The 21,516-nt window shown below is 59.6% G+C and carries 16 protein-coding genes, 2 pseudogenes and 1 riboswitch; of the genes and pseudogenes, 10 read left to right on the top strand and 8 right to left on the bottom strand.

Annotation, left to right across the window (positions count from 1 at the left end; all coding sequences use genetic code 11):
- Position 1: 1 nt before the first annotated feature.
- Positions 2 to 790, top strand: coding sequence for an inositol monophosphatase family protein (locus H0S68_RS15490; RefSeq protein ID WP_065424731.1), 789 nt, complete (start codon positions 2 to 4; stop codon positions 788 to 790).
- Positions 791 to 1,028: 238 nt separating this feature from the next.
- On the opposite strand, the gene gap is transcribed toward H0S68_RS15490, so the two are convergent.
- The 3 genes and pseudogenes from gap to H0S68_RS15505 all read right to left on the bottom strand — a co-directional run.
- On the bottom strand, positions 1,029 to 2,039 hold the full coding sequence (gap, locus tag H0S68_RS15495; protein WP_410528828.1) for a type I glyceraldehyde-3-phosphate dehydrogenase: 1,011 nt from the start codon (positions 2,037 to 2,039) through the stop codon (positions 1,029 to 1,031).
- Between the two features lie 78 nt (positions 2,040 to 2,117).
- On the bottom strand, positions 2,118 to 3,092 hold the full coding sequence (locus tag H0S68_RS15500) for a GlxA family transcriptional regulator (RefSeq protein ID WP_130016397.1): 975 nt from the start codon (positions 3,090 to 3,092) through the stop codon (positions 2,118 to 2,120).
- Positions 3,093 to 3,160: 68 nt separating this feature from the next.
- A pseudogene (locus H0S68_RS15505) lies at positions 3,161 to 3,859 on the bottom strand (LLM class flavin-dependent oxidoreductase); the annotation flags it as partial.
- A 122-nt stretch (positions 3,860 to 3,981) separates the two neighbouring features.
- On the opposite strand from H0S68_RS15505, the gene H0S68_RS15510 reads away from it, so the two are divergent.
- Together H0S68_RS15510 and H0S68_RS15515 are read left to right on the top strand one after the other, a co-directional pair.
- Positions 3,982 to 4,215 carry a hypothetical protein gene (locus H0S68_RS15510; protein ID WP_410529466.1) on the top strand — a complete coding sequence of 78 codons (234 nt, stop codon included), beginning with the start codon at positions 3,982 to 3,984 and terminating at the stop codon, positions 4,213 to 4,215.
- A complete protein-coding gene (locus tag H0S68_RS15515) occupies positions 4,199 to 5,419 on the top strand; it encodes an IS91 family transposase (RefSeq protein ID WP_410529467.1) in 1,221 nt (406 codons plus the stop codon). The genes H0S68_RS15510 and H0S68_RS15515 overlap by 17 nt, the downstream gene beginning before the upstream one ends.
- A 155-nt stretch (positions 5,420 to 5,574) precedes the next feature.
- Here H0S68_RS15515 and H0S68_RS15520 read toward each other — a convergent pair.
- Positions 5,575 to 5,901: pseudogene (locus H0S68_RS15520) on the bottom strand (LLM class flavin-dependent oxidoreductase); the annotation flags it as partial.
- A 157-nt stretch (positions 5,902 to 6,058) separates the two neighbouring features.
- Positions 6,059 to 6,161, top strand: a riboswitch (TPP riboswitch).
- Positions 6,162 to 6,226: 65 nt separating this feature from the next.
- On the opposite strand from H0S68_RS15520, the gene H0S68_RS15525 reads away from it, so the two are divergent.
- The 4 genes from H0S68_RS15525 to H0S68_RS15540 are packed head-to-tail and all read left to right on the top strand — an operon-like array spanning position 6,227 to position 9,387.
- The gene (locus H0S68_RS15525) at positions 6,227 to 6,907 is read left to right on the top strand and encodes a TenA family protein (RefSeq protein WP_020827664.1); all 681 of its coding nucleotides are present in this window, start codon (positions 6,227 to 6,229) and stop codon (positions 6,905 to 6,907) included.
- Entirely contained in the window at positions 6,904 to 7,659 is a 756-nt protein-coding gene (locus H0S68_RS15530) for an ABC transporter ATP-binding protein (protein WP_115058501.1), read from the top strand. The genes H0S68_RS15525 and H0S68_RS15530 overlap by 4 nt, the downstream gene beginning before the upstream one ends.
- Positions 7,656 to 8,423: an ABC transporter permease gene (locus H0S68_RS15535; protein ID WP_046373164.1), complete on the top strand. Its 768-nt coding sequence runs from the start codon at positions 7,656 to 7,658 to the stop codon at positions 8,421 to 8,423. The genes H0S68_RS15530 and H0S68_RS15535 overlap by 4 nt, the downstream gene beginning before the upstream one ends.
- A gap of 28 nt (positions 8,424 to 8,451) precedes the next feature.
- Positions 8,452 to 9,387: an ABC transporter substrate-binding protein gene (locus H0S68_RS15540; protein ID WP_048762340.1), complete on the top strand. Its 936-nt coding sequence runs from the start codon at positions 8,452 to 8,454 to the stop codon at positions 9,385 to 9,387.
- 52 nt (positions 9,388 to 9,439) lie between these two features.
- On the opposite strand, the gene H0S68_RS15545 is transcribed toward H0S68_RS15540, so the two are convergent.
- Positions 9,440 to 10,171 carry an ABC transporter substrate-binding protein gene (locus H0S68_RS15545; RefSeq protein WP_128865313.1) on the bottom strand — a complete coding sequence of 244 codons (732 nt, stop codon included), beginning with the start codon at positions 10,169 to 10,171 and terminating at the stop codon, positions 9,440 to 9,442.
- 291 nt (positions 10,172 to 10,462) lie between these two features.
- On the opposite strand from H0S68_RS15545, the gene opgB reads away from it, so the two are divergent.
- From opgB to H0S68_RS15560, 3 genes are all read left to right on the top strand, one after another.
- Entirely contained in the window at positions 10,463 to 12,766 is a 2,304-nt protein-coding gene (gene opgB / locus H0S68_RS15550; protein ID WP_410528829.1) for a phosphatidylglycerol--membrane-oligosaccharide glycerophosphotransferase, read from the top strand.
- A 163-nt stretch (positions 12,767 to 12,929) separates the two neighbouring features.
- A complete protein-coding gene (locus tag H0S68_RS15555; protein WP_046373160.1) occupies positions 12,930 to 14,390 on the top strand; it encodes an AMP nucleosidase in 1,461 nt (486 codons plus the stop codon).
- A gap of 119 nt (positions 14,391 to 14,509) precedes the next feature.
- Entirely contained in the window at positions 14,510 to 15,427 is a 918-nt protein-coding gene (locus tag H0S68_RS15560; RefSeq protein ID WP_130016400.1) for a bestrophin family protein, read from the top strand.
- Between the two features lie 49 nt (positions 15,428 to 15,476).
- On the opposite strand, the gene H0S68_RS15565 is transcribed toward H0S68_RS15560, so the two are convergent.
- The 3 genes from H0S68_RS15565 to H0S68_RS15575 are packed head-to-tail and all read right to left on the bottom strand — an operon-like array spanning position 15,477 to position 21,245.
- Positions 15,477 to 16,880 carry an efflux transporter outer membrane subunit gene (locus tag H0S68_RS15565; RefSeq protein WP_410528830.1) on the bottom strand — a complete coding sequence of 468 codons (1,404 nt, stop codon included), beginning with the start codon at positions 16,878 to 16,880 and terminating at the stop codon, positions 15,477 to 15,479.
- On the bottom strand, positions 16,877 to 20,050 hold the full coding sequence (locus tag H0S68_RS15570; RefSeq protein ID WP_115058495.1) for an efflux RND transporter permease subunit: 3,174 nt from the start codon (positions 20,048 to 20,050) through the stop codon (positions 16,877 to 16,879). Before H0S68_RS15570 ends, H0S68_RS15565 begins: the two co-directional genes overlap by 4 nt.
- Positions 20,043 to 21,245, bottom strand: a complete 1,203-nt coding sequence (locus tag H0S68_RS15575) for an efflux RND transporter periplasmic adaptor subunit (protein ID WP_217331407.1) — start codon at positions 21,243 to 21,245, stop codon at positions 20,043 to 20,045. Before H0S68_RS15575 ends, H0S68_RS15570 begins: the two co-directional genes overlap by 8 nt.
- Positions 21,246 to 21,516: the final 271 nt, after the last annotated feature.

Raw genomic sequence — 21,516 nt, forward strand, 5'->3', positions numbered from 1 at the left:
GATGAACGAACAGATTACTCAGCGCCTGACGCTGGCAGAACAGGCGGCCCGCGAAGCCGGAGCCAAGGCGCTGGATTATTTTAACCGCCGCGAGAGCCTGGTGATTGAAACCAAACGCGATGCGCAAGACGTGGTTTCGATTGCCGATCGCGAGGTTGAACTGCTGATCCGTGAACACATCACCCGCCAATTCCCGCAAGACGGTTTTCTGGGCGAAGAGTTTGGCCTGCAACCCGGCGATTCCGGTTACACCTGGGTGGTGGATCCGATCGACGGCACCAGCCCATTCGTTAACGGCATGCCGAACTGGTGCGTGTCCGTGGCGGTGATCCATCAGGGCGAGCCGGTGATCGGCGTAATTGTTGCCCCCTGCCAGCAGGAGTGTTTTAAGGCCGCGCGCGGCGCGGGGGCTACCCTCAACGGCAAACCACTGCGGGTGGATCCTAAGCGCACCATGCAAAACCACGTCACCGGTTTTGGTGCCAACAGCTATGTTAAACCGGAACGCGTCGGCGAAATTGCCGCCGCAATCACCGCCGTGGGCGGCAGTTTCTTCCGCAACGGTTCCGGCGCCATGATGTTGGCCTGGGTGGCGGCAGGACGGCTGGTGGGCTATTACGAACCCTACATGCACGCCTGGGACTGTCTGGCAGGTTACTGTCTGGTGAACGAAGCCGGTGGCTGGACCCACCCGTTCAATACCGAAGGGGAACGTTTACTGCGCGGCGGGCCGGTGCTGGCGGTGGCCCCTGGGGCGAAAGAAGAGTTAATGCGTATTGCACAGCTCTGAATTGACGTTGAATAGCCCCCTGGAGGGGTCTATTCAGACTACTGACAAACACTCGAAAAGGCTAAACCGGTAGGGGTCGAACATGTTCGACCCGATTTAACCCATTGATTATGCTATTGGGCGCAGCATGCAGCGCCCCTACCATTAAACAACACAGCACTTTGTCAACGACCTTAATAGCCCCCTGATGGGGGCTATTGCCTGAGTGAAAGGACGAACATATTCGACCGCGAGGTATTTACAACCCGCGTTTTTCCATCAGTACCGCCAGATCGACCAGGCGGTTAGAGAACCCCCACTCGTTGTCGTACCAGGCAAGCACCTTGACCAACTTGCCGCCGATCACCAGCGTGGAAAGCCCATCAATAATCGACGAGCGCGGATCGCCTTTATAATCGCTCGACACCAAAGGCTCATCGCTGTAACCGAGAATGCCCTTCAGTGGCCCTGACTCCGCAGCCTGGCGGAAAGCGGCATTGATTTCTTCGCTAGTCACTTCGCGTTTCAGCGTGACCGTCAGGTCGACGATAGAGACCACCGGCACCGGCACTCGCAGCGAATAACCGGTCAGGCGGCCATCCAGGCTCGGGATCACCTTGCCGAGCGCTTTGGCCGCGCCGCTGGAGTAAGGCACAATCGACTCCGCGGCGGCGCGGGCGCCCCGTAAATCTTTTTCCGGCTGATCGTGCAGCGCCTGGCTGTTGGTGTAGGCATGGGTGGTGTTCATCAGGCCGTACTCAATACCAAAGGCTTGATGCAGCACCTGCGCGGCGGGCGCCAAACCGTTGGTGGTACAACTGCCGTTGCTGACCACCCGATGCTTGGCCGGATCGTACTGATCCTGGTTAACGCCCATCACTATCGTAATGTCGTCGTCTTTTGCCGGCGCAGAGATAATCACTCGCTTGGCGCCACCACGGGTGATGTGCACTTCCGCCTTGGCTTTGTCGGCAAAAAAACCGGTCGCTTCGATCACCACGTCAACGCCCACACTTTTCCATGGAATGGCGCCCGGATCTCTTTCAGAGAAGACATGAATCGGCCTGCCGTCCAGCAGCAGCTGGTTTTCACCGGCCTCGATGCTGGCCGCCAGCCGGCCCGAGAGCGAATCGTATTTCAGCAGATGCGCCAGGGTTTTGCTGTCGGTCAAATCATTGATCGCCACAACTTCAAAGTCGCTGCGACCTAATGCAGCGCGCAAAACATTCCTGCCGATTCTGCCGAATCCATTAATGCCTACTTTGACCATGATCTACTCCTTCGTTATTGGCTCTGGTGTAAATTTAAGCCGCAGGGAGCATGTCGTAAATGACGTTTGTAGATCAATTTACGCCAAAGTGCGTGAATGGAAGCGATCGCGGTATTCGGTTGGGGTCAGTTGCAGATGCCGTTCGAAAACGCGGCGCAGATTGAGCGCATTGCCGAAACCGCTGCTGGTGGCGATTTGTTCAATGCCTTGTGAGCTCTGTTCCAGACGCTGGCGGGCGATGTACAAGCGCCCTTCTTCGACAAATTTGGCGGGTGAAATACCGGTTTCACGCGTGAACACGCGCGTAAAGTTGCGCGGGCTCATGGCAACCCGTTCGGCCAGTTTCTCAACGGAAAGATCCTCGGCCAGATTCTCCAGGATCCAGCTCTGCAGATCGCGGATCGGGCCCGGTGTTTTGGCCTGATTCAGTGGGTAACGGCTGAACTGCGCCTGCCCGCCGGGGCGGCGCAAAAACATCACCAAATCCTGCGCCACTTCGCGGGCCTGCACGAAACCGTAATCGTCCTCCACCAGCGCCAGTGTGAGATCAAACCCGGAGCTGACGCCGCCAGAGGTCCAGACCGCACCATCCTGCACGTAGATCGGCCCATTTTCGACCTTCACTTTGGGGAAACGGGCCTGCAAGGTTTCCAGCAGCCGCCAATGGGTGGTTGCCCGGCGGCCGTCCAGCAGACCGGCTTCGGCCAGCAGCATCGCCCCACCGCAAACGGACGCCACGCGCCGCGCCTTGGGGGCCGCACGGCGGAGCCAATCCACCACAAAGGCGCTTTCTTCCTCGGTCGCCCCTTTGCCGGTAACGATAATGGTATCGCGTGCCACCTCAGGGTCGAGATCCGCCAGGCGATGATCGGCCAACAGATTCAAACCGGACGAGCCATGCACTACCCGGTGGGTTTGCGTGGTGACTATCGCCATCTGGTAGAGCGGCGCGTCATCGGGCCGCAAGCGGTTGGCCTGCATCAGGATGTCGGCGATCCCCGCCGATTCGAACAGCATGCCCCCTTCGGGGACGATAATCAGAAATGTATGCATGGCCTTAAAATACAAAATAGACAAAATAAGTCAATAACGCTTCCCGGTTTGAGAAGCGTTTTCTCTCATCAGCGCCAGCCCAGCGCCGGCGCGACATGAGTCAGGATCGACTCAATCACGTGGGCATTGTAGTCAACGCCCAACTGGTTGGGCACGGTCAGCAGCAAGGTATCGGCTTCGGCAATCGCTTCGTCCTGCGCCAACTGCTTGATCAGCAGTTCCGGCTCGGCGGCATAGCTACGGCCGAATACCGCGCGAGTCTGCTGATCGATATACCCCACCTGATCGCTGTCCTGACCGCTGTTGCCGAAATAGCTGCGATCCTGCTGGTTCATCAGCGCAAAGATGCTGCGGCTGACCGACACCCGCGGCTGACGTGCATGACCCGCGGCCTTCCAGGCATCGCGATAAGCGCGGATCTGCTTGGCCTGCTGCACGTGGAAGGGCTCGCCGGTTTCGTCGTTTTTCAGCGTCGAGCTTTGCAGATTCATGCCCAGCTTCGCCGCCCAGATCGCCGTGGCGTTTGAGCTGGCGCCCCACCAGATGCGATCGCGCAGCCCGGCGGAGAAAGGTTCTACCCGTAGCAAGCCCGGCGGGTTCGGGAACATCGGTTGCGGGTTAGGTTCAGCAAAGCCTTCGCCACGCAGCGCTTCCAACAGGACGTCGGTATGGCGGCGCGCCATATCGGCTTCGGTCTCGCCTTCGGCAGGCGTATAACCAAAATAACGCCAGCCATCAATCACCTGTTCGGGAGAACCGCGGCTGATGCGAACGAAGCAGCCTAGCGGCTGCAAATCGATGTATGGCAAAATGGTGACGTTCTGAAACGACTCAACCGCAGGTAAGCGCAGTGTCCCATTCCCCCGAACATCAGCAAATTCATACAAAAATGGTTAAGCAGGCGCTAAAAGACGTCGCCCGCCAAAACCAGTACTCTTATCAAACTGTTTTCAAAGAATTTGTTGACGGTAATAACCCTTCCTGCACCCAGTGCTTCTGGGAAACCTTTTACCGTCTGTTCCCCGATTCTCCCTACCATTTCGTCGCCTTCTGCCATGACTGCCGCCGATTCGACCTCTATGAAACCGAAGCCGCGATGCATGCCGATGGCCCGGTCTGGTGACAACACCTTTCAGCCGAGGCCCATGAAGGCGCTCTTCCAGCGCAACGGTGCCTGGGCCGACATCATGGACAACCATCCAGTACGGTCGGTCGAAGTCGAGGTTATTACCAAAATGCTGGCTTGCGGTACGCCACTGATGGGTTCCCGCGAATTTCATTGCAGTAACGCTGATTGCACACACCACCGGTTTGTTCACCAGAGCTGCAACGGCCGCGGATGCCCGACATGCGGGAAAAAGGCCACTGACCTGTGGATTGCCACCATGATGGCACGTCTGCCGGATACGCCGTGCCAGCACGGGACTTTCACCCTGCCCGATACCTTGTGGCCGCTGTTTGAGAGCAACCGCTGGCTCCTTGGTGCTCTGTTTGCCCTGGCCGCCGACAACCTGCTGTATGCAGCCCAGAAGAAGGGGCTGATCATCGGCATCTTCGGGGCGTTGCACACCTACGGTCGCCAACTCAACTGGAATTGCCATATTCACCTGTCATGGACCACTGGCGGCCTTAATGAGCACGGAGCCTGGAAGGCGATGGCGTTTGCTCTGCCGAAGGTCAGGGCACGCTGGATATGGAATGTGCGCCAGTTTTTACTGAAGGCCTGGGACTCTCTCTCGCTGCCGATGGCGCTGGTGCACATTCGGGACTACGACGAGTGGAAACGTTTCGTGCTCAGCCAGGGGAAAAATGAAAAAGGCGAGACCTATTGGCACGTTTATTTTGCGAAACCGACAAAGCACGCTCGTCAGACAGCAAATTACCTGGGCCGCTATCTGAAAAAGCTGCCGGTATCGGGGGCCCGTCTGGCCCATTACGATGGCGAAAGCCGGATCACGCTGCGTTTTCTTGATCACCGTACCGGGCAGCATGAAAGTCTGACGTTAGGTCAGCATGAGTTGATATTAAGGTTGATAAAACATATACCTGAGAAACACTTCCGCATGATCCGCTACTTCGGATTTTTGGCTAACCGTGTGGTGAGCAGACAACTTCCACGGGTAAAAAAGGCGTTGGGCCAGGAAGAAGAGATAAAAGTAGTGACGATCACTCATCGCTCGTTGAGCCAGAGATTGCTGAAGACAGATCCTTACAGTTGCCTGCTGTGCGGTGCCCGGATGGAATTCAGCCGTGCGCTTGGTGCAACTCGATTGGCGGTGCTGGTCTCGAATGCCGGAGAGATAGCACGAATGCGTTACGTTGGTTGATGCAGGAAAGATCCGCCTGCATTCAGGAAATCCGTACAAAAAGCAAGCTAACGTATTGAAAATCTATCACCTTTATGCCGCCCGCCGGCGAATTATAAGGATTTTAGCCCCACAGTTGACGTTCCAGAGCGGCCTCTGGAGGTTTGAAATTCCTAGACGTCCAGTTGCAGCCGCCCGCCGGAAATCAGGTCGGCGGCGCAGGCATCTTCAACCATATAAAGCGGATTTTCATAGCGCATGTCGATCACGCCGGTGCCGATCTCAATACGCTGGGTTTTGGCGCCGATGGCTGCCAGCAGCGGGAATGGCGAGGCAAGCTGGCGGGCAAAGTGGTGTACGCGAAAATAAGCCCCATCCGCCCCCAGCTCTTCTGCCGCCACGGCAAGATCAATGGATTGCAGCAGCGCATCTGCCGCCGAACGGGTGCCCGACTGCGACGAAGGCGTCCAGTGGCCGAAAGAAAGGAAGCCGATTTTCTTCATGGGGTGATCCTTAGATTCATTAATGACCGGATTACAGTGACAAAAATCGCCCCCTTCCGGCCAGAAATATCGTGGCCGATCGCACTAAACGGATCCTTTTACGCCACGACGCCACACTGCCTGAGCATTGTAATCAAAAAGTAAATATCGTATAACAGGCTCCTCCGAGGGGTGTCCTGTTACGGGCTGAGATGGCGCAAGCCGAACCCTTTGAACCTGATCTGGGTCATGCCAGCGAAGGGACGGTCGGCAATCCCCTCACGGCGGTTACCTGTTCATACCTCACCTCAGCGCGCCCGGATCTCCACTCACTTTTGGAGGTCCCATGTTTACTCCCTTATTCGATAACGGTCTTTACGGAAAGCTGCGCCAACAGGCCGGCGGTCACTGGCAGGACTATGTGGCACACCCCTTTATTCAGCAACTGGCCGCCGGTACGCTGCCGGAACCCGCTTTTCGCCGCTACCTGACGCAGGATTATCTGTTTTTGATCCACTTTGCCCGCGCCTATGCCCTGCTGGTCAGCAAACTGCGCACCCTGCCGGAAATGCGTGCCGCTACCGCTTCGCTCAATGCGATTGTCGCCGAACTGCCCCTGCACCTGGCCTATTGTGCCGACTGGGGATTGAGCGAACCGCAGATAGCCGCCGAACCCGAAGCGCCGGAAACCCTCAATTACACCCGCTATGTGCTCGATATCGGCCACGCCGGAGATGCTCTGGATCTGCTGGCAGCGTTAATGCCCTGCGTCGCCGGCTATGCCGAAATCGGCCTGCGCCTGCTTAACGATCCCAACACCGTGATGGAAGGCAATCCCTATGCCTCGTGGATCCGCAACTATGGTGATCCCGCCTATCTGAGCGGCGTACAAGCCTCCCTCGACCTGCTGGAAAACGTTGGCCTCCAGCGGGGTGCCCCAAGCCGCCTGAACGAACTGTCGGCGATTTTCACCACCGCCACCCGCCTGGAATCCGCCTTCTGGCAGATGGGGTTGAATGCCCAATGAGCCTCGGCGACACGCAGCACGGCAATGCACGGCCCGGTATTCAGGTACGGGATCTGACCCTGCGCTTTGGTCAGCAGGTGATTTTCGATGGTCTGAATTTCGATATCGCCGGCGGCAGCTTCGTTGCCCTGCTCGGTGCCAGCGGCGCGGGGAAAACCAGCCTGCTGAAGATCATCGCCGGGCTGGCGAAACCCACCTCCGGTACGGTTATCGGCAGCGATGGCCTGCCGATAACCGGACGTATCGCCTATATGGGGCAAAAGGATCTGCTCTATCCCTGGCTGACAATTGACGAAAATATTAGCCTCGGTGCGCGGCTGCGCGGCGAAAAGGTCGACCTCGCCTGGGCGGAACATCTGCGGGAACGCGTGGGCTTGAACGGCTATGGCCGCAGCTTGCCTGCCGCGCTGTCCGGTGGCATGCGTCAACGTGCCGCTATTGCCCGCACGCTGTATGAGCGCCAGCCGATTGTGTTGATGGATGAACCCTTCTCTGCGCTGGATACCATCACCCGCGCCATGATCCAGCAGCTGGCCGCCGAACTGCTGGCGCAGCATACCGTGCTGCTGATCACCCACGACCCCATGGAGGCCTGCCGCCTAAGCCACCGCCTGCTGGTGCTGTCCCGTTATCCGGCGGGGCTGGACGACAGTCATGTTATCGAGGGCTTACCGCCGCGAGCGCCGGACAATCCTCAACTGCTGAAAAGCCAGAGCGAGTTGCTGCTGCAACTGGTGAGGGCCGCCGGATGAAAACCCTCCCTGAAAGCCGTCTGTCGCGGATGCGTCGCAGCCTGACGGTGTTCGCCGGCCTGTTGCTGCTGTGGGCACTGGTCACGCTGGGCGATATCCCCGCCTTCCTGTTGCCCTCCCCCTCGGCGGTGGCACAGGCGCTGTGGGACAACCGGGCGTACCTCGCTTATCACACGCTGATCACCGCCTCGGAGATCGCCTGCGGTTTGCTGGCCGGGGTTTTACTCGGTGCCACGCTGGCGCTGTGCATGATCTTTTCGCCGCGCCTGCAGCGTTGGTTGATGCCGTTGGTGCTGACCAGCCAGGCGATACCGGTGTTTGCGCTGGCGCCGCTGTTGGTGCTGTGGTTCGGCTTTGGCATGAGCGCCAAAGTGGTGATGGCGGTGCTGGTGATTTTCTTCCCGGTGACTTCCGCCTTCTTCGATGGGCTACGCCGGGTCAATAACGATTATCTCGATCTGGCCCGTACCCTACGTGCTTCTCCCTGGGCCCAACTGCGTCACGTGCGGCTGATGGCAGCGCTACCGGCTTTCGGTTCCGGGCTGCGGATGGCCGCCGCCGTCGCCCCTATCGGCGCCATCATCGGCGAATGGGTTGGCTCGGCGGAAGGCCTGGGTTACGTCATGCTTAACGCCAACGCGCGCATGCAGACCGACATCTGCTTTGCCGCGCTGTTTATTTTGGTGCTGATGACCGTCTTGCTATGGGTGACGGTAGACGCGCTATTGCTGCGCCTGATCGACTGGGCACCGGAAAATGATTGATCGCCTCACAACAACAAGGGTAACAACCATGCTTAAAAATACCGTCTGCGGGCTGCTGCTCGGCGCCACGCTGGCAAGCCAGGCCAATGCCGCGGAAAAACTGACGCTGGTGCTCGACTGGTATATTAACCCCGACCACGCGCCCATCATGGTGGCCGAGCAGATCGGCGCCTTCAAGGCCGAAGGGTTGGACGTCAAGATTGTGCCCCCTTCCGACCCGGCGCTGCCGCCGCGCCTGGTGGCGGCAAAACAGGCCGATTTGGCCATCACCTACCAGCCTCAGCTGCACTTTTTTGCCGATCAGGGCCTGCCGCTGGTGCGCGTAGGCACCCTGATTAACTCGCCGCTTAATACCGTGATGACGCTGGATAAAAGCATCACCACCCCGGCAGGACTTAAGGGTAAAAAAATCGGCTATTCGGTCAGCGGCATCGAACAAGCCACCTTGGCGACCATGCTTGAGCATGAACATCTCAACCCCAATGAAACCAAACTGATTAACGTTAATTTCCAACTGACCAGCGCCCTGCTGGCGGGCCAGGTTGATGCGGTAATCGGCGGCTATCGCAACATTGAAGCGCTGGAGCTGAAACTGCAGGGCAAAGATCCGGTGGTGTTTAACGTGGAAGACTACGGTGTGCCGAGCTACGACGAGCTGATTATCGTCGCCAATCGCGATTCGCTGGCAGAGCCGAAAATCAAAAAATTCCTCGCGGCGCTGAAAAAAGGCAGCGACTATCTGCACGCCCATCCGCAGGAAAGCTGGCTGGCGTTCGCCAAAGCCCATCCGGAACTCAATACCGAGCTGAACAAACAGGCCTGGCAAGTCAGCCTGCCGCTGTTCGCAACCGATCCGGCGAAGCTGAATAAAGCGCGCTATCAAGCCTACGAACAATTCCTGTTCGACAACAAGCTGATCAAAAAAATCACGCCGGTGGAGCAATACGCGGTGGAGCTGAATTAAAGGTTATTCGCTTTATCAGGGGCGCAGTATGCCGCGCCCCTGCCATTCCCCCTCAGGCAGAAGGCGCGACGGTAACGTCACCCTGACCGCTGCGCTGCAAAGCCTGCAGCACCAGGCCACTCGCCTTGCACCGCTCCACAAAATCACGCACATAGGCCGCCCCCGACGCTTTTTGTCGCGGAACCGCCATGGCCTGCTGGATGGCAGTGAAATGCCCGGCCAGCACCCGATACCCCGGGTTTTGCGCTGCGGCAGCCAGCAACGGTTGACGCACGCCCGCAGCCGCATCCAACCCCTGTTCGAGGAACAAGGCGATCGCGTCGGCGGAGGTATCGGCACGCACCAGTTGCGCCTGCTTTAAGGTTCGCGACAGATACAGGTCGTAAGCCGCTCCCTGGCCTACGGCAATGCGCACCTCGGGCCGATCAAGTTCGGCAACCTGTTGCCAGGGAGACGCCTGGGCCACCAGGTAGGTCCCCTCAATGATCGCATAAGGCGCACTGAACGCGATCTGCGCCGCCCGCACCGGTTCGATGGCCATAAAGGCGATGTTCCAGTCTCCGGTTTCCAACGCGGCAAAAACCTTGCCTGCGGCATCATAGGTCACCAACTCCAGCGCCACGCCCAACTCGCGGGCCAGCGCGCCGGCCAGCGTCACGGATACCCCCTGAGGTTCGCCGTCAGGCCCCCTCTGCGCCAACACCGGATTGCCCAGATTGATGGCCGCACGCAGGATCCCCTGCGGGGCCAAATCATCGAGTACGGCGGCGGGAATGCTATGCATGACTTTCTCCTGAAAAAAGGGTGTAGGTGTTTCGTCAACGCTCTCCGTTAAGGCTAGAGCCAAACCTCGGATGAGCAACATTCAGCCGCTTTTCGCCTCGCTGGCGTGATTTATGTCACACTATTGTCACAAAAACGACCAATCGCACTCTGCCACGCAAGGGCAGCGCAAACACGCATTGACCCTGGCGCTTTCAATGCGCTATACCCTTCCTCTTTCGCGTCGTGCTTGGGTCGGCGGCGTTTGCCAGGGCAGTTAAGATTTCCTTTTTAATCAGACAGGGTACGGTGGATGGTTTCAGCATTAATCTCGTTTGCACTTTTTTTAGCCTCAATTTTAATCTACCGCACCCGTGCCGCCGCCAACCGCTGGTGGCTGGCCACCCTGTTGACGCTGCTGGGCAGCTATCTGATCCTCAACGTGGTGCTGATCGCCAGCAACTACTTTACCGGTGACGGCATTACCGATGCGGTGATCTACACCCTCACCAGCAGCCTGAAGGGCGCCGGCGTCGGTAAATACTTGCTGCCGTTTGTTGGCCTGCTGGCGGTGCTGGCGCTGATCTTCACCCTGCTGACCTGGAGTCTGGTACGGCGCAAAGCGAAAAGCAGCAGCGTGGTTTACAGCGTGCTCGCCGTGCTGCTGGCGCTGTTTTCCGTCGGCACTACTCCCGCCTTTCAGGACATCTCGCTGTTGGTGAAGAGCCAGATTAGCGGCGATACCGCCGACTTTGACACCTATTACAAAGCGCCGAAGAAAACCGTACAGGGCAAAGCGCCGAACCTGGTGTATATCTATGCTGAAAGCCTGGAGAGAACCTACTTCGACCAACAAACCTTCCCCGGCCTGACCGACGAACTGAACCAGCACCGCGAAAACAGCATCGACTTCAGCAATACCCAACAGCTGCCCGGCACCGGTTACACCATCGCCGGTATGGTGTCCTCACAGTGCGGTATCCCATTGTTTGCCCCCTTTGACGGCAACGCCTCCAGCGCGGTATCCACCTTTTACCCGGAAAACGTCTGCCTGGGCGACGTGCTGAAATCCGCCGGGTACGACAACTACTTTTATCAGGGCGCCGAGCTGGCCTTCGCCGGCAAGGACACCTTCCTGAAATCGCACGGTTTTGACCATGCCTACGGCTTTAAGGAATTACGCGGACAGGTCAGCGACCCGGGCTACAAAAATGACTGGGGCTGGTACGATGATACCGTGCTGGACGTGGTGTTCGACAAGTTCGTCGAGCTGTCGAAGCAGAACAAAAAGTTCTCGCTGTTCGCCTTGACCGTGGACACCCATCACCCGGACGGCTTTATCTCCGCCAGCTGCAGCAAAAAGTCGTTCCGTTGGCAGAATAAAGAGAATCGGTCGCTGAGCGCAGTGGCCTGCAGCCAACAGCATATCGCCGCGCTGATCGACAAAATCAAGGCGTCCGACTACTTCAAAAATACCGTTATCGTGGTGTCTTCGGACCATCTGGCGATGAACAATACCGCCTATGACATCCTGACCAAGCAGAAACGCCGCAACCTGTTCTTTATTATCGACGGCACCCGCCCGCAGACCGCGCTGCATAACGAGAAGCGCAGCACGCTGGACAACGGGGCTACCGTGCTGGACGTGATGGGTGGCGATAACTACATTGGCCTCGGTCGCAGCAGCCTGTCCAGCCCAACGCTGGCGACGTTGTTTTTGAATATCGACGAAAAAATCAACGCCTGGAAACCGGCGGTGGTCAAGCAATGGGGCTTCCCGAACAGCATCACAAACTACAGTCTCGACGATCGGGGCAACCGCTTTACCTTCTCCGGCATCACCTTTAAGGTGCCGTTTATTCTGAAGGTGACGGACAACAAAATTGAGCCGATGTTTAACGTCTACCTGTCCACACCGCTGAAAAAACAGCTTGCCGGGCTGGGCGCAGGCGAGAAATTCGTCTGGGTCGACAAATGTTATGAAATCGGTCGGGTGTGGTCGCCAGAACTGGCGTTGAGCACCGACACCTGCGTCGCGTCGGGCAGCCTGGCCGCCCCACCGCACATCGTGCAGGCCAAAGGGGGCAGCTATCGCGGCAAAATAGACTTTGAGCGTCCGCCAAACGATAGCATCGCCACCTACCAAAGCGCCGTCGACAAGCTGAAAGTCGACGACGCCGCCGTTAAATACCACGCGGACGCCATCGCCTTTATGCTGCCGGGCATGCCGGAACAGGTGAAGGCGATCACCGGCGTTTCCAGCGTCGAAGACTGGGGCCGTTGGTCAGACGCCAACCTGGCGCCGACGGTGAATATTGATTACGTCGATCCCCTGCCATCAGCATTCGATCTGGTGCTGCGCGCCCGCGCCTACGGTAAAAACGTCGGCGAACCTATCTCGGTGCGCGTCGGCAATCAGGAACAGTTTGTGACGCTCAGCGAACAGGACACCACCGTGACGCTGCGCTTCGACAACCCTGCCGGAGTCAGAAACATCAGCATCACGCCGCCGGCCCCCACGGAGCCACAAGAAGGTGCCAGCGGCGGTTTTGTACCGAAGAAACTGGGTATTGGCCTGGTCTCGCTGAAAGTGGAACAGGCTGCCCCCGCTTCCTGACATCGCGCTGCATGCGGCGCCCGCGTTATTCGGGGCGAATTTATTCGCCCCCTGCCGTTTCTCCAAAGCTTTTGCGCCCATCTTCGGCTAACCTGTTGCTGTGAATTGATATCGGCATCCGTATGCCTCCCCGCCGCATAGCCGGGAGAACCAAGGAGAGAGTATGAGCAGTCAGCAATCCGGCACCGGCCTCACCCCCGCTCAGGCAGTCGAACAACTGGAAGCGCTGTATGTCGCCTCGGTTGAGGCGCTGCGCCAGGCGGTCGGTGACTTTATCAGCCATGGCAGCCTACCCGATGCGCAGACCCGCGCGGCAGGGCTATTTGTTTACCCTGAGCTGCGCGTCAGCTGGGACGGGAAATCGCCCGGTCAAACCAAAACCCGCGCCTATGGCCGTTTCACCCACACCGGTTGCTATACCACCACCATCACCCGCCCGCACCTGTTCCGCCATTATCTGACCGAACAGTTGACCATGCTGGCCGGGGAGTACGATGCGCATATCGAAGTGCGACCGTCACAGCAGGAAATACCTTTCCCTTACGTGATCGACGGTTCAAACCTGATGCTGGATCGGTCGATGAGCGCCAGCCTGGCGCAGCATTTCCCCACCACCGAGCTGGCGCAAATTGGCGATGAGACTGCCGATGGCCTGTTTCACGCCACCAGCACCTTCCCGCTTTCGCACTTCGACGCCCTGCGCGCCGACTTTTCGCTGGCGCGGCTGCGGCACTACACCGGCACCCCGGTGGAGCATTTTCAGCCCTTCGTGCTGTTCACCAACTACACCCGCTATGTGGATGAGTTTGTCCGCTGGGCCTGCGCCGAAATAGCCGATCCGGCCAGTCCTTATATTGCGCTGTCGAGCGCCGGCGGCATCTATATCACGCCAGAAACCACCGCACCGGATCAGGCGGTCTCCGACCTGGCCTGGAAAAACCACCAGATGCCGGCCTACCACCTGATCTCTCGCACCGGCCAGGGCATCACGCTGATCAATATCGGCGTCGGCCCCTCCAACGCCAAAACCATCTGCGACCATCTGGCGGTGCTGCGCCCCAGCGCCTGGTTGATGATCGGCCACTGCGGCGGCCTGCGCGAAAGCCAGTCGATTGGCGACTACGTGCTGGCGCACGCCTACCTGCGGGACGACCACGTGCTGGATTCGGTGCTGCCACCAGATATCCCGATCCCCAGCATTGCCGAAGTACAGCGTGCGCTGTATGACGCCACCAAAATGGTCAGCGGCATGCCCGGCGAAGAGGTAAAACAACGCCTGCGCACCGGCACCGTAGTCACCACCGACGATCGCAACTGGGAGCTGCGCTATTCCGCGTCGGCGCTGCGCTTTAACCTCAGCCGCGCCGTCGCGGTAGATATGGAAAGCGCCACCATCGCCGCTCAGGGCTACCGTTTCCGGGTGCCTTACGGCACGCTGTTGTGCGTGTCCGACAAACCGCTGCACGGTGAAATCAAGCTGCCCGGCCAGGCCAACCGCTTTTATGAAGGGGCCATTTCGGAACACCTGCAGATCGGTATCTGCGCTATCGACCTGCTGCGCGCCGAGGGCGATCGCCTGCATTCCCGCAAGCTGCGTACCTTTAACGAGCCGCCGTTCCGCTGATGACGAAGGATCTGGGCCCGCTTCGGCGGGCTTTTTAACTTTTCATACTCAGATCGTTGATGTACCGACCGCAAATCTGTTACAACAGCGGCTCTCATTCCCCAGACATCACCACACATATGATTGTCAGACCTCAGCAACACTGGTTCAGGCGGCTCTTCGTCTGGCACGGTTCAGTGCTATCCAAAATTCTGTTTCGCCTCAGCCTTAACGTGGCGATGTCCATCGTCGCCGTGCTGTGTTTTCAATGGTACGAACATCTGGGGGTCAAACTGACCCTGGCGCCTTTCAGCCTGCTGGGCGTGGCGATCGCTATCTTTCTCGGCTTCCGCAACAGCGTCAGCTATGCGCGTTTCACCGAGGCGCGGTTGCTGTGGGGCAGCCTGCTGATCGTTGAGCGCTCGCTGCTGCGCCAGATCAAGAGTCTGCTACCGCAGCAGGATCAGGCGGCGCGCGAGTTTGCCGCCCTGCTGATCGCGTTCAGCTACTGCCTGAAACACCAGCTGCGCGGCACCGATAGCAGCGCCGACCTGCAACGGCTGCTGCCCAACGTCGATCTGCGAGCGATAGAAAACAGCATGTCCCCCTGCAACCGGCTGCTGTTGATGATGGGCCAATGGCTGGGCGAAAAACGACAATCGGCACAGCTGTCGGACATGCTGTTTCACAGCATCGACCAAAACCTCAACCGGCTGTCGGAAATCCTCGGCGGCTGCGAACGCATCGCCAATACGCCGATCCCCTTTGCCTACAGCCTGATCGTTCATCGTACGGTCTACCTGTTCTGCACCCTGCTGCCTTTCGCACTGGTGCCGGATCTGCATTACATGACGCCGCTGGTGTCGGTGTTTATCTCCTACACCTTCATCTCGCTGGACTCGCTGGCAGAGGAACTGGAAGATCCGTTCGGCACCGCCGCCAATGACCTGCCGCTGAATGCCATGTGCAACGCGATTGAGATCAACCTGCGCGAAATGAACGACGAAACGGATTTACCGGCGGCCGCACAGCCGGACAGCCGTTACCAGCTCAGCTAACCGGCAACCACGTCAGGCGCGGTGAAGGCCGCGCCTGTTGGCAAAGCCCTTACTCGCGCCACCCGCCGCCCAACGCGCGGTAAAGATCGACGAGATTGGTCAATCGCGCCAGGCGCGTATCGACCAACACCTGCTGCGCCGCATACAGGGAACGCTGGGAATCCAGCACGGTCAGGTAGTTATCCACGCCCTGCTGAAAACGCTGCTGCGACAGGGCGTAAGCACGTTGATTGGCCGCCACCAACTGCGTTTGCGCCCGGATTTGCTCATCCAGCGTGTCGCGACCGGCCAGCGCATCGGCGGTTTCGCGAAATCCCTGTTGTATCGCCTGCTCATAACGCGCCACCTCAATGCGTTTTTGCACCTCCGCCAGATCCAATCCCGCACGCAAAGAGCCGCCGGAGAAGATAGGCAGCGAGAGCTGCGGCACAAAACTCCAGGCACCGGAACCGGCAGAAAATAAACCGTCCAGGCCGGCGCTGGCCGTGCCGCCGAAACCGGTCAGGCTGAGGGTCGGAAAGAACGCCGCCCGCGCCGCGCCGATATTGGCATTCGCGGCACGTAGCTGATGCTCTGCCGCTCGGATATCCGGCCGCCGGGTCAGCAAATCTGCCGGCAGCCCGGCCGGGATGGTTTCCGGCAACAGGTCGTCCGGCAAGGTGCTGGCCTGCGCCAGACGCGAACTCATCGCCGAGCCCAACGGCTGCCCAACCAACAGCGTCAGGGCATTGGTATCCTGTCGAACCTGACGCCGATACTGAGCCAAATCACGCTGCGCCGTCCGTACCCCAACCTCCGCCTGGCTGCGATCCAGTTCGGTCGCCACACCGAGCTGGAAGCTTTGTTCCACCAGCCCAAAGGCCGCCTGCTGTGAGCTCAGCGTTTCCTGCGCCAGCGCCAGAAGTTCGCTATCGGCGCGTAGCGAAAGATAAGCGTTGGCGGTTTCGGCGATCAGCGCCAGTTGCGCGGCGGCCCGGGTTTCATCCTGTGCCAAATACAATTCCAACGCCTGCTGGTTGAGGCTGCGAAGCCGCCCGAACAGATCCAGCTCCCACGACAGCGCTCCCCCGACCTGATAGCTGCGCCCCACCGCAGACTGCCCGCCTGCGGACAGACTGCCCGGGGTACGCTGTACCGAACCACTGCCCTGCGCCGCCAGGGTGGGCAGCGTATCTGCCCGTTGAATGCGGTAGCTGGCGCGAGCCGCCTCCACGTTCAGCGCCGCAATGCGCAAGTCACGGTTATTCGTCAGGGCCTGCGTAATCAGCGTTTGCAGCAGCGGATCGCGGTAAAACTCACGCCAACCGATAGCCGCTGCCGTTCCGTCGACCTGCGCGACGCCATAATCCGGATAGGCTGGCGCTACCGGCGCAGCGGGGCGTTGATAGTCCGGCGTCAACGAGCAGCCCGTCAGGGTGGCAGTGGCCAGCATGATAGCCAAAAGTTTTATCATGGCTCAGCTCCCGGCGCCGGGGCAGTTATCTCCGCTTCATCCTCCGCCCGGCGGCGTTCGCTGAGCCGTTTCACCCGAAACAGCCGCAGCATGATGACGAAAAACGCCGGTACGAAGAAAATGGCCAGGAAGGTGCTGGTCAGCATGCCGCCGATTACCCCGGTGCCGATGGCATTCTGACTGCCTGAGCCCGCCCCGCTGGCAATCACCAGCGGCACCACGCCGAGAATAAACGCCAGCGAGGTCATCAGGATCGGCCGCAGCCGCTGTCTGGCGGCCTGCACCGCCGCCTCTACCGGACTGGCGCCGGCTTCGAAGTGCGCCTTGGCGAACTCCACGATCAGAATGGCATTTTTGGCCGCCAGCCCGACGGTGGTCAGCAACCCCACCTGGAAATAAACGTCGTTGGCCAGCCCACGCAGCAACGTGGCCACCACCGCGCCAATCACCCCGAGTGGCACCACCAGCATTACCGCGCTGGGCACGCTCCAGCTTTCATACAGCGCCGCCAGACACAGGAAGACCACCAGCAGTGAAATCGCATAGAGTGCCGGTGCCTGGGCGCCGGACAACCGTTCTTCAAACGACAGTCCGGTCCAGTCGTAGCCCACGCCGGGCGGCATGGTGGCGGCAATGCGTTCCATTTCAGCCATCGCGTCGCCGGAGCTGAAGCCCGCCGCCGGTTCGCCCTGCAGGTTAAACGACGGTGCGCCGTTGTACCGATTGAGTTTCTGCGCACCGTAGGTCCATTCGGCGCTGGCAAAGGCGGAGAACGGCACCATATCGCCGTTGTCGTTACGCACAAACCACTGTTCCAGATCCTGCGGCAGCATGCGTGACGAGGCATCTCCCTGCACATACACCCGCTTCACCCGACCGCGATCGATAAAGTCGTTCACATAACCCGATCCCCAGGCCAGCGACAGCGTGCGGTTAATCTCCGTGATCGGCACGCTGAGCGCCCGCGCCTTCTCGCGGTCGATCAGCAGTTCATACTGGGGCGCATCCTCCAGGCCGTTGGCACGCACGTTGTTCAACACCGGGCTCTGCCGGGCAGCGGCAAGGAACCTGTCGCGCGCCGCCAGCAATGGCTGATGCCCAATGCCGCCACGATCCATCAGTTGGAAGTTAAAGCCCGCCACGTTGCCCAATTCACGTACGGCCGGGGGCGAAACCACAAAGATACGGGTATCGCGAAAGTCGCGTGCGAACATGGCGTTGAGGCGGGCGGCGACCGCGTCGGCCTTTTGCGAGGCGTCCGGCCGTTGGTCCCAGTCATGCAGGCGAATAAACAGGGTGCCGACGTTCTGCCCGCGCCCGCCGAAGTTAAACCCGGAGATAGCGAACACCGAACGCACGCTGTCCTTCTCCATTTTCAACAGGTACTCCGTGGCACCGCGCAAGGTGGCCTGCGTCCGTTCTGCGGTGGCCCCGGCCGGTGCCTGTACCTGCGCGAACAACATGCCCTGATCTTCCTGCGGCAGGAACGAGGTCGGAATGCGGGTGAACAGCCAGCCGGTGGCAATGGCAATCACCAGATAAATCAGCATCAGCCGACGCGGGCGGCCCAGACCGCGCATTACCGAAGCCGCGTAACTGCGGTTGGCCCACTCGACGCGGCGGTTAAACCAGCCAAAGAAACCTTTGCGTGCGGCATGCTCTCCCGGCTTTACCGGCTTGAGCAGCGTAGCGCACAGCGCCGGGGTAAACACCACCGCCACCATCACCGACAGCACCATCGAGGAAACAATGGTGATGGAGAACTGCCGGTAGATCACGCCGGTTGAACCGCCAAAAAACGCCATCGGCACAAATACCGCCGACAGCACCATGGCGATGCCTATCAAGGCACCGGTGATCTGGCTCATCGATTTACGGGTTGCCTGCTTCGGTGAAAGCCCCTCCTCATGCATCAGCCGCTCGACGTTTTCCACCACCACGATGGCGTCATCCACCAGCAGGCCAATCGCCAGCACCATGCCAAACATGGTCAACGTATTGATCGAGTAACCGAAGGCTGCCAGCACGCCAAAGGTTCCCAGCAGCACCACCGGCACCGCCAGCGTCGGGATCAGCGTGGCCCGGAAGTTCTGCAAAAACAGGTACATCACCGCAAACACCAGCACAACCGCTTCCACCAGCGTACGCACCACGTTTTCGATCGACAGGCTAATGAATGGAATGGTGTCATAGGCATCCACGGCTTCCATTCCCGGCGGGAAGAAGGGTTTCAGCTCCGCCAGCGTGGCACGCACCGCCTGCGCGGTTTGCAGCGCATTGGCACCGGTTGCCAGACGCACGCCCAGCCCGACCGCCGCATTGCCGTTGTAGTAGCTATCAATCGCGTAGTTCTGCGCGCCCAGCTCAATGCGCGCCACGTCGGCCAGGCGAACCCGCGAACCGTCCGGATCGGTTTTCAGCAGGATTTGGCCGAACTCCTCCGGGGTCTGCAAGCGTGAGGGGCCAATTACCGTGGCATTCAGCTCCTGGCCGGGCAACGCCGGTTGTCCCCCCAACTGACCGGATGAAACCTCAACGTTCTGCTCCTGAATCGCATTGCTGACGTCGGTGGCGGTCAGGCTGTAGTTCACCAGCGCAGCAGGATCCAGCCAGATGCGCATCGCATAAGGCGCACCGAACAATTGGAAGTCTCCCACGCCGTTGGTGCGGCTGATCGGATCCTGTACATAGGAGGCGACGTAATCCGCCAGGTCCTGCCGGGTCATGCGACCATCCGTCGAGACAAACGCCATCACCATCATAAAGTTGGCGGTGGACTTGGTAACGCGGATCCCCTGCTGCTGTACCTCCAGCGGCAACAGCGGCTGTGCCAGCGCCAGCTTGTTTTGCACCTGTACCTGAGCGGTATCGGCATCGGTGCCCTGCGCAAAGGTCAACGCAATGCTCATGCTGCCGTCGGAATTACTTTCGGAGGAAATGTATTGCAGATTGTCGAGACCGTTCATCTGCTGTTCAATCACCTGCACCACCGTATCCTGCACCGTCTTCGCCGAGGCACCGGGATAGTTGACCTGAATGCTGACGGTGGGCGGCGCGATGCTTGGGTACTGCGCCACCGGCAGATTGGCAATCGACAGCAGGCCACACAGCATCATGATGATGGCCAGCACCCAGGCAAACACCGGGCGCTCGATAAAGAATTTAGCCATGCGCCGGCTCCTTACGCGTGCTGCTTAACAGCGTTGTGGCAGCCGGAGCCCACTCCACCGCATTGACCTGTGCGCCAGGCCTGACCTGCTGCACGCCTTCGACAATCACCCGATCGCCCGCCGCCAGCCCGGTCGACACCAGCCAACTGTCCCCCATCGCCCGTTCGGTGGTCAGTTCGCGCAGCTCAACCTTGCCCGCCTCGTTCACCACCAGGGCGGTCGCTTCACCGCGCGGGTTGCGGGTAATGCCCCGCTGCGGCACCAGCAGCCCCCCTTGCGCGGCCATGCCCTCTAACAGCCGGGCTCGCACAAACATGCCCGGCAGCAGCTTGCGTTCCGGATTGGGGAATACCGCGCGCAGCACCACCGAGCCGGTGGAGCGATCCACCGTGATTTCTGAAAATTGCAATTTGCCGCCGTGGGCATAGCGAGAGCCGTCTTCCAGTGTCAGAGTGACCGCCGCAGACTGAGGGCCGTCGGCCTGCGCAACCGCGCCGCTTTCCAGCGCATTTCTCAACCGCAAAAGTTGGACGCTGGACTGGGTCACGTCCACATAAATCGGATCTATCTGCTGCACCGCCGCCACCGCCTCGGCCTGCTGCGCCGTCACCAGCGCCCCTTCGGTCACCAGCGAACGTCCAATAATGCCGTCGATGGGTGACAGCACCCGGGTATAAACCAGATTGATACGTGCCGTTTCCAACTGCGCCTCCGCAGACTGCACGTCGGCCACCGCCTGCTGATGAGCGGCTACTGCGTCGTCATACACCTGACGACTGATGGCCCGGCTCTCTGCCAGCGGCCGGTAACGTTGAATCAACAACGCGGCGGTACGCAGCTGTGCCCGCGCTCGCGCCAAGGCCGCATTGCTGCGATCGTATTCCGCCTGAAACAGCCCCGGGTCGATTTGGTAAAGCGGTTGCTGCGCCTTGACCTGTTCCCCTTCGGTAAACAGGCGTTTTTGCACTATGCCCCCGACCTGTGGCCGCACTTCCGCATTGCGAAAGGCGGCAACCCGTCCCGGCAGTTCACTGGTCAGGGGTATAGGTTCGTTTTTCAACGTTACCACCCCGACCCGTGGCGGTGGCGGCGGTGCAGTTGGCGGCGTATCGCGAGCGGCCACCACCAGCCACAAAGAGAGCGAAGTAGCGGCCACCACCACGCCGACAGCAAGAGAGGCGATTTTGAGGCTCATGAGTCCGTATCCTTTTAGATGCTGGGTCAAGGGTTGCGCGGCGCGCCACAAAGCGGCCAAAGGTTACTGTACGAGCGGCAAACTGACCTCAACGTGACCCGCAGATAACATTCGTGTCAGTTAACGCGTTTTTTATCCGACGGCGGCGTTAGCTGACAAAAATGTCAGCCAGCCGTCAGCTTCACGACCGCATGGCTGTCATAAACTCATCACTGAACATGATGTCTTGTGGCAAGGTGGCGGGTTTCATGATTAATTAATCATCAGGTGA

Origin of the sequence: Serratia sp. AXJ-M (assembly GCF_046531865.1) — a bacterium.
Lineage (GTDB): Bacteria > Pseudomonadota > Gammaproteobacteria > Enterobacterales > Enterobacteriaceae > Serratia > Serratia liquefaciens.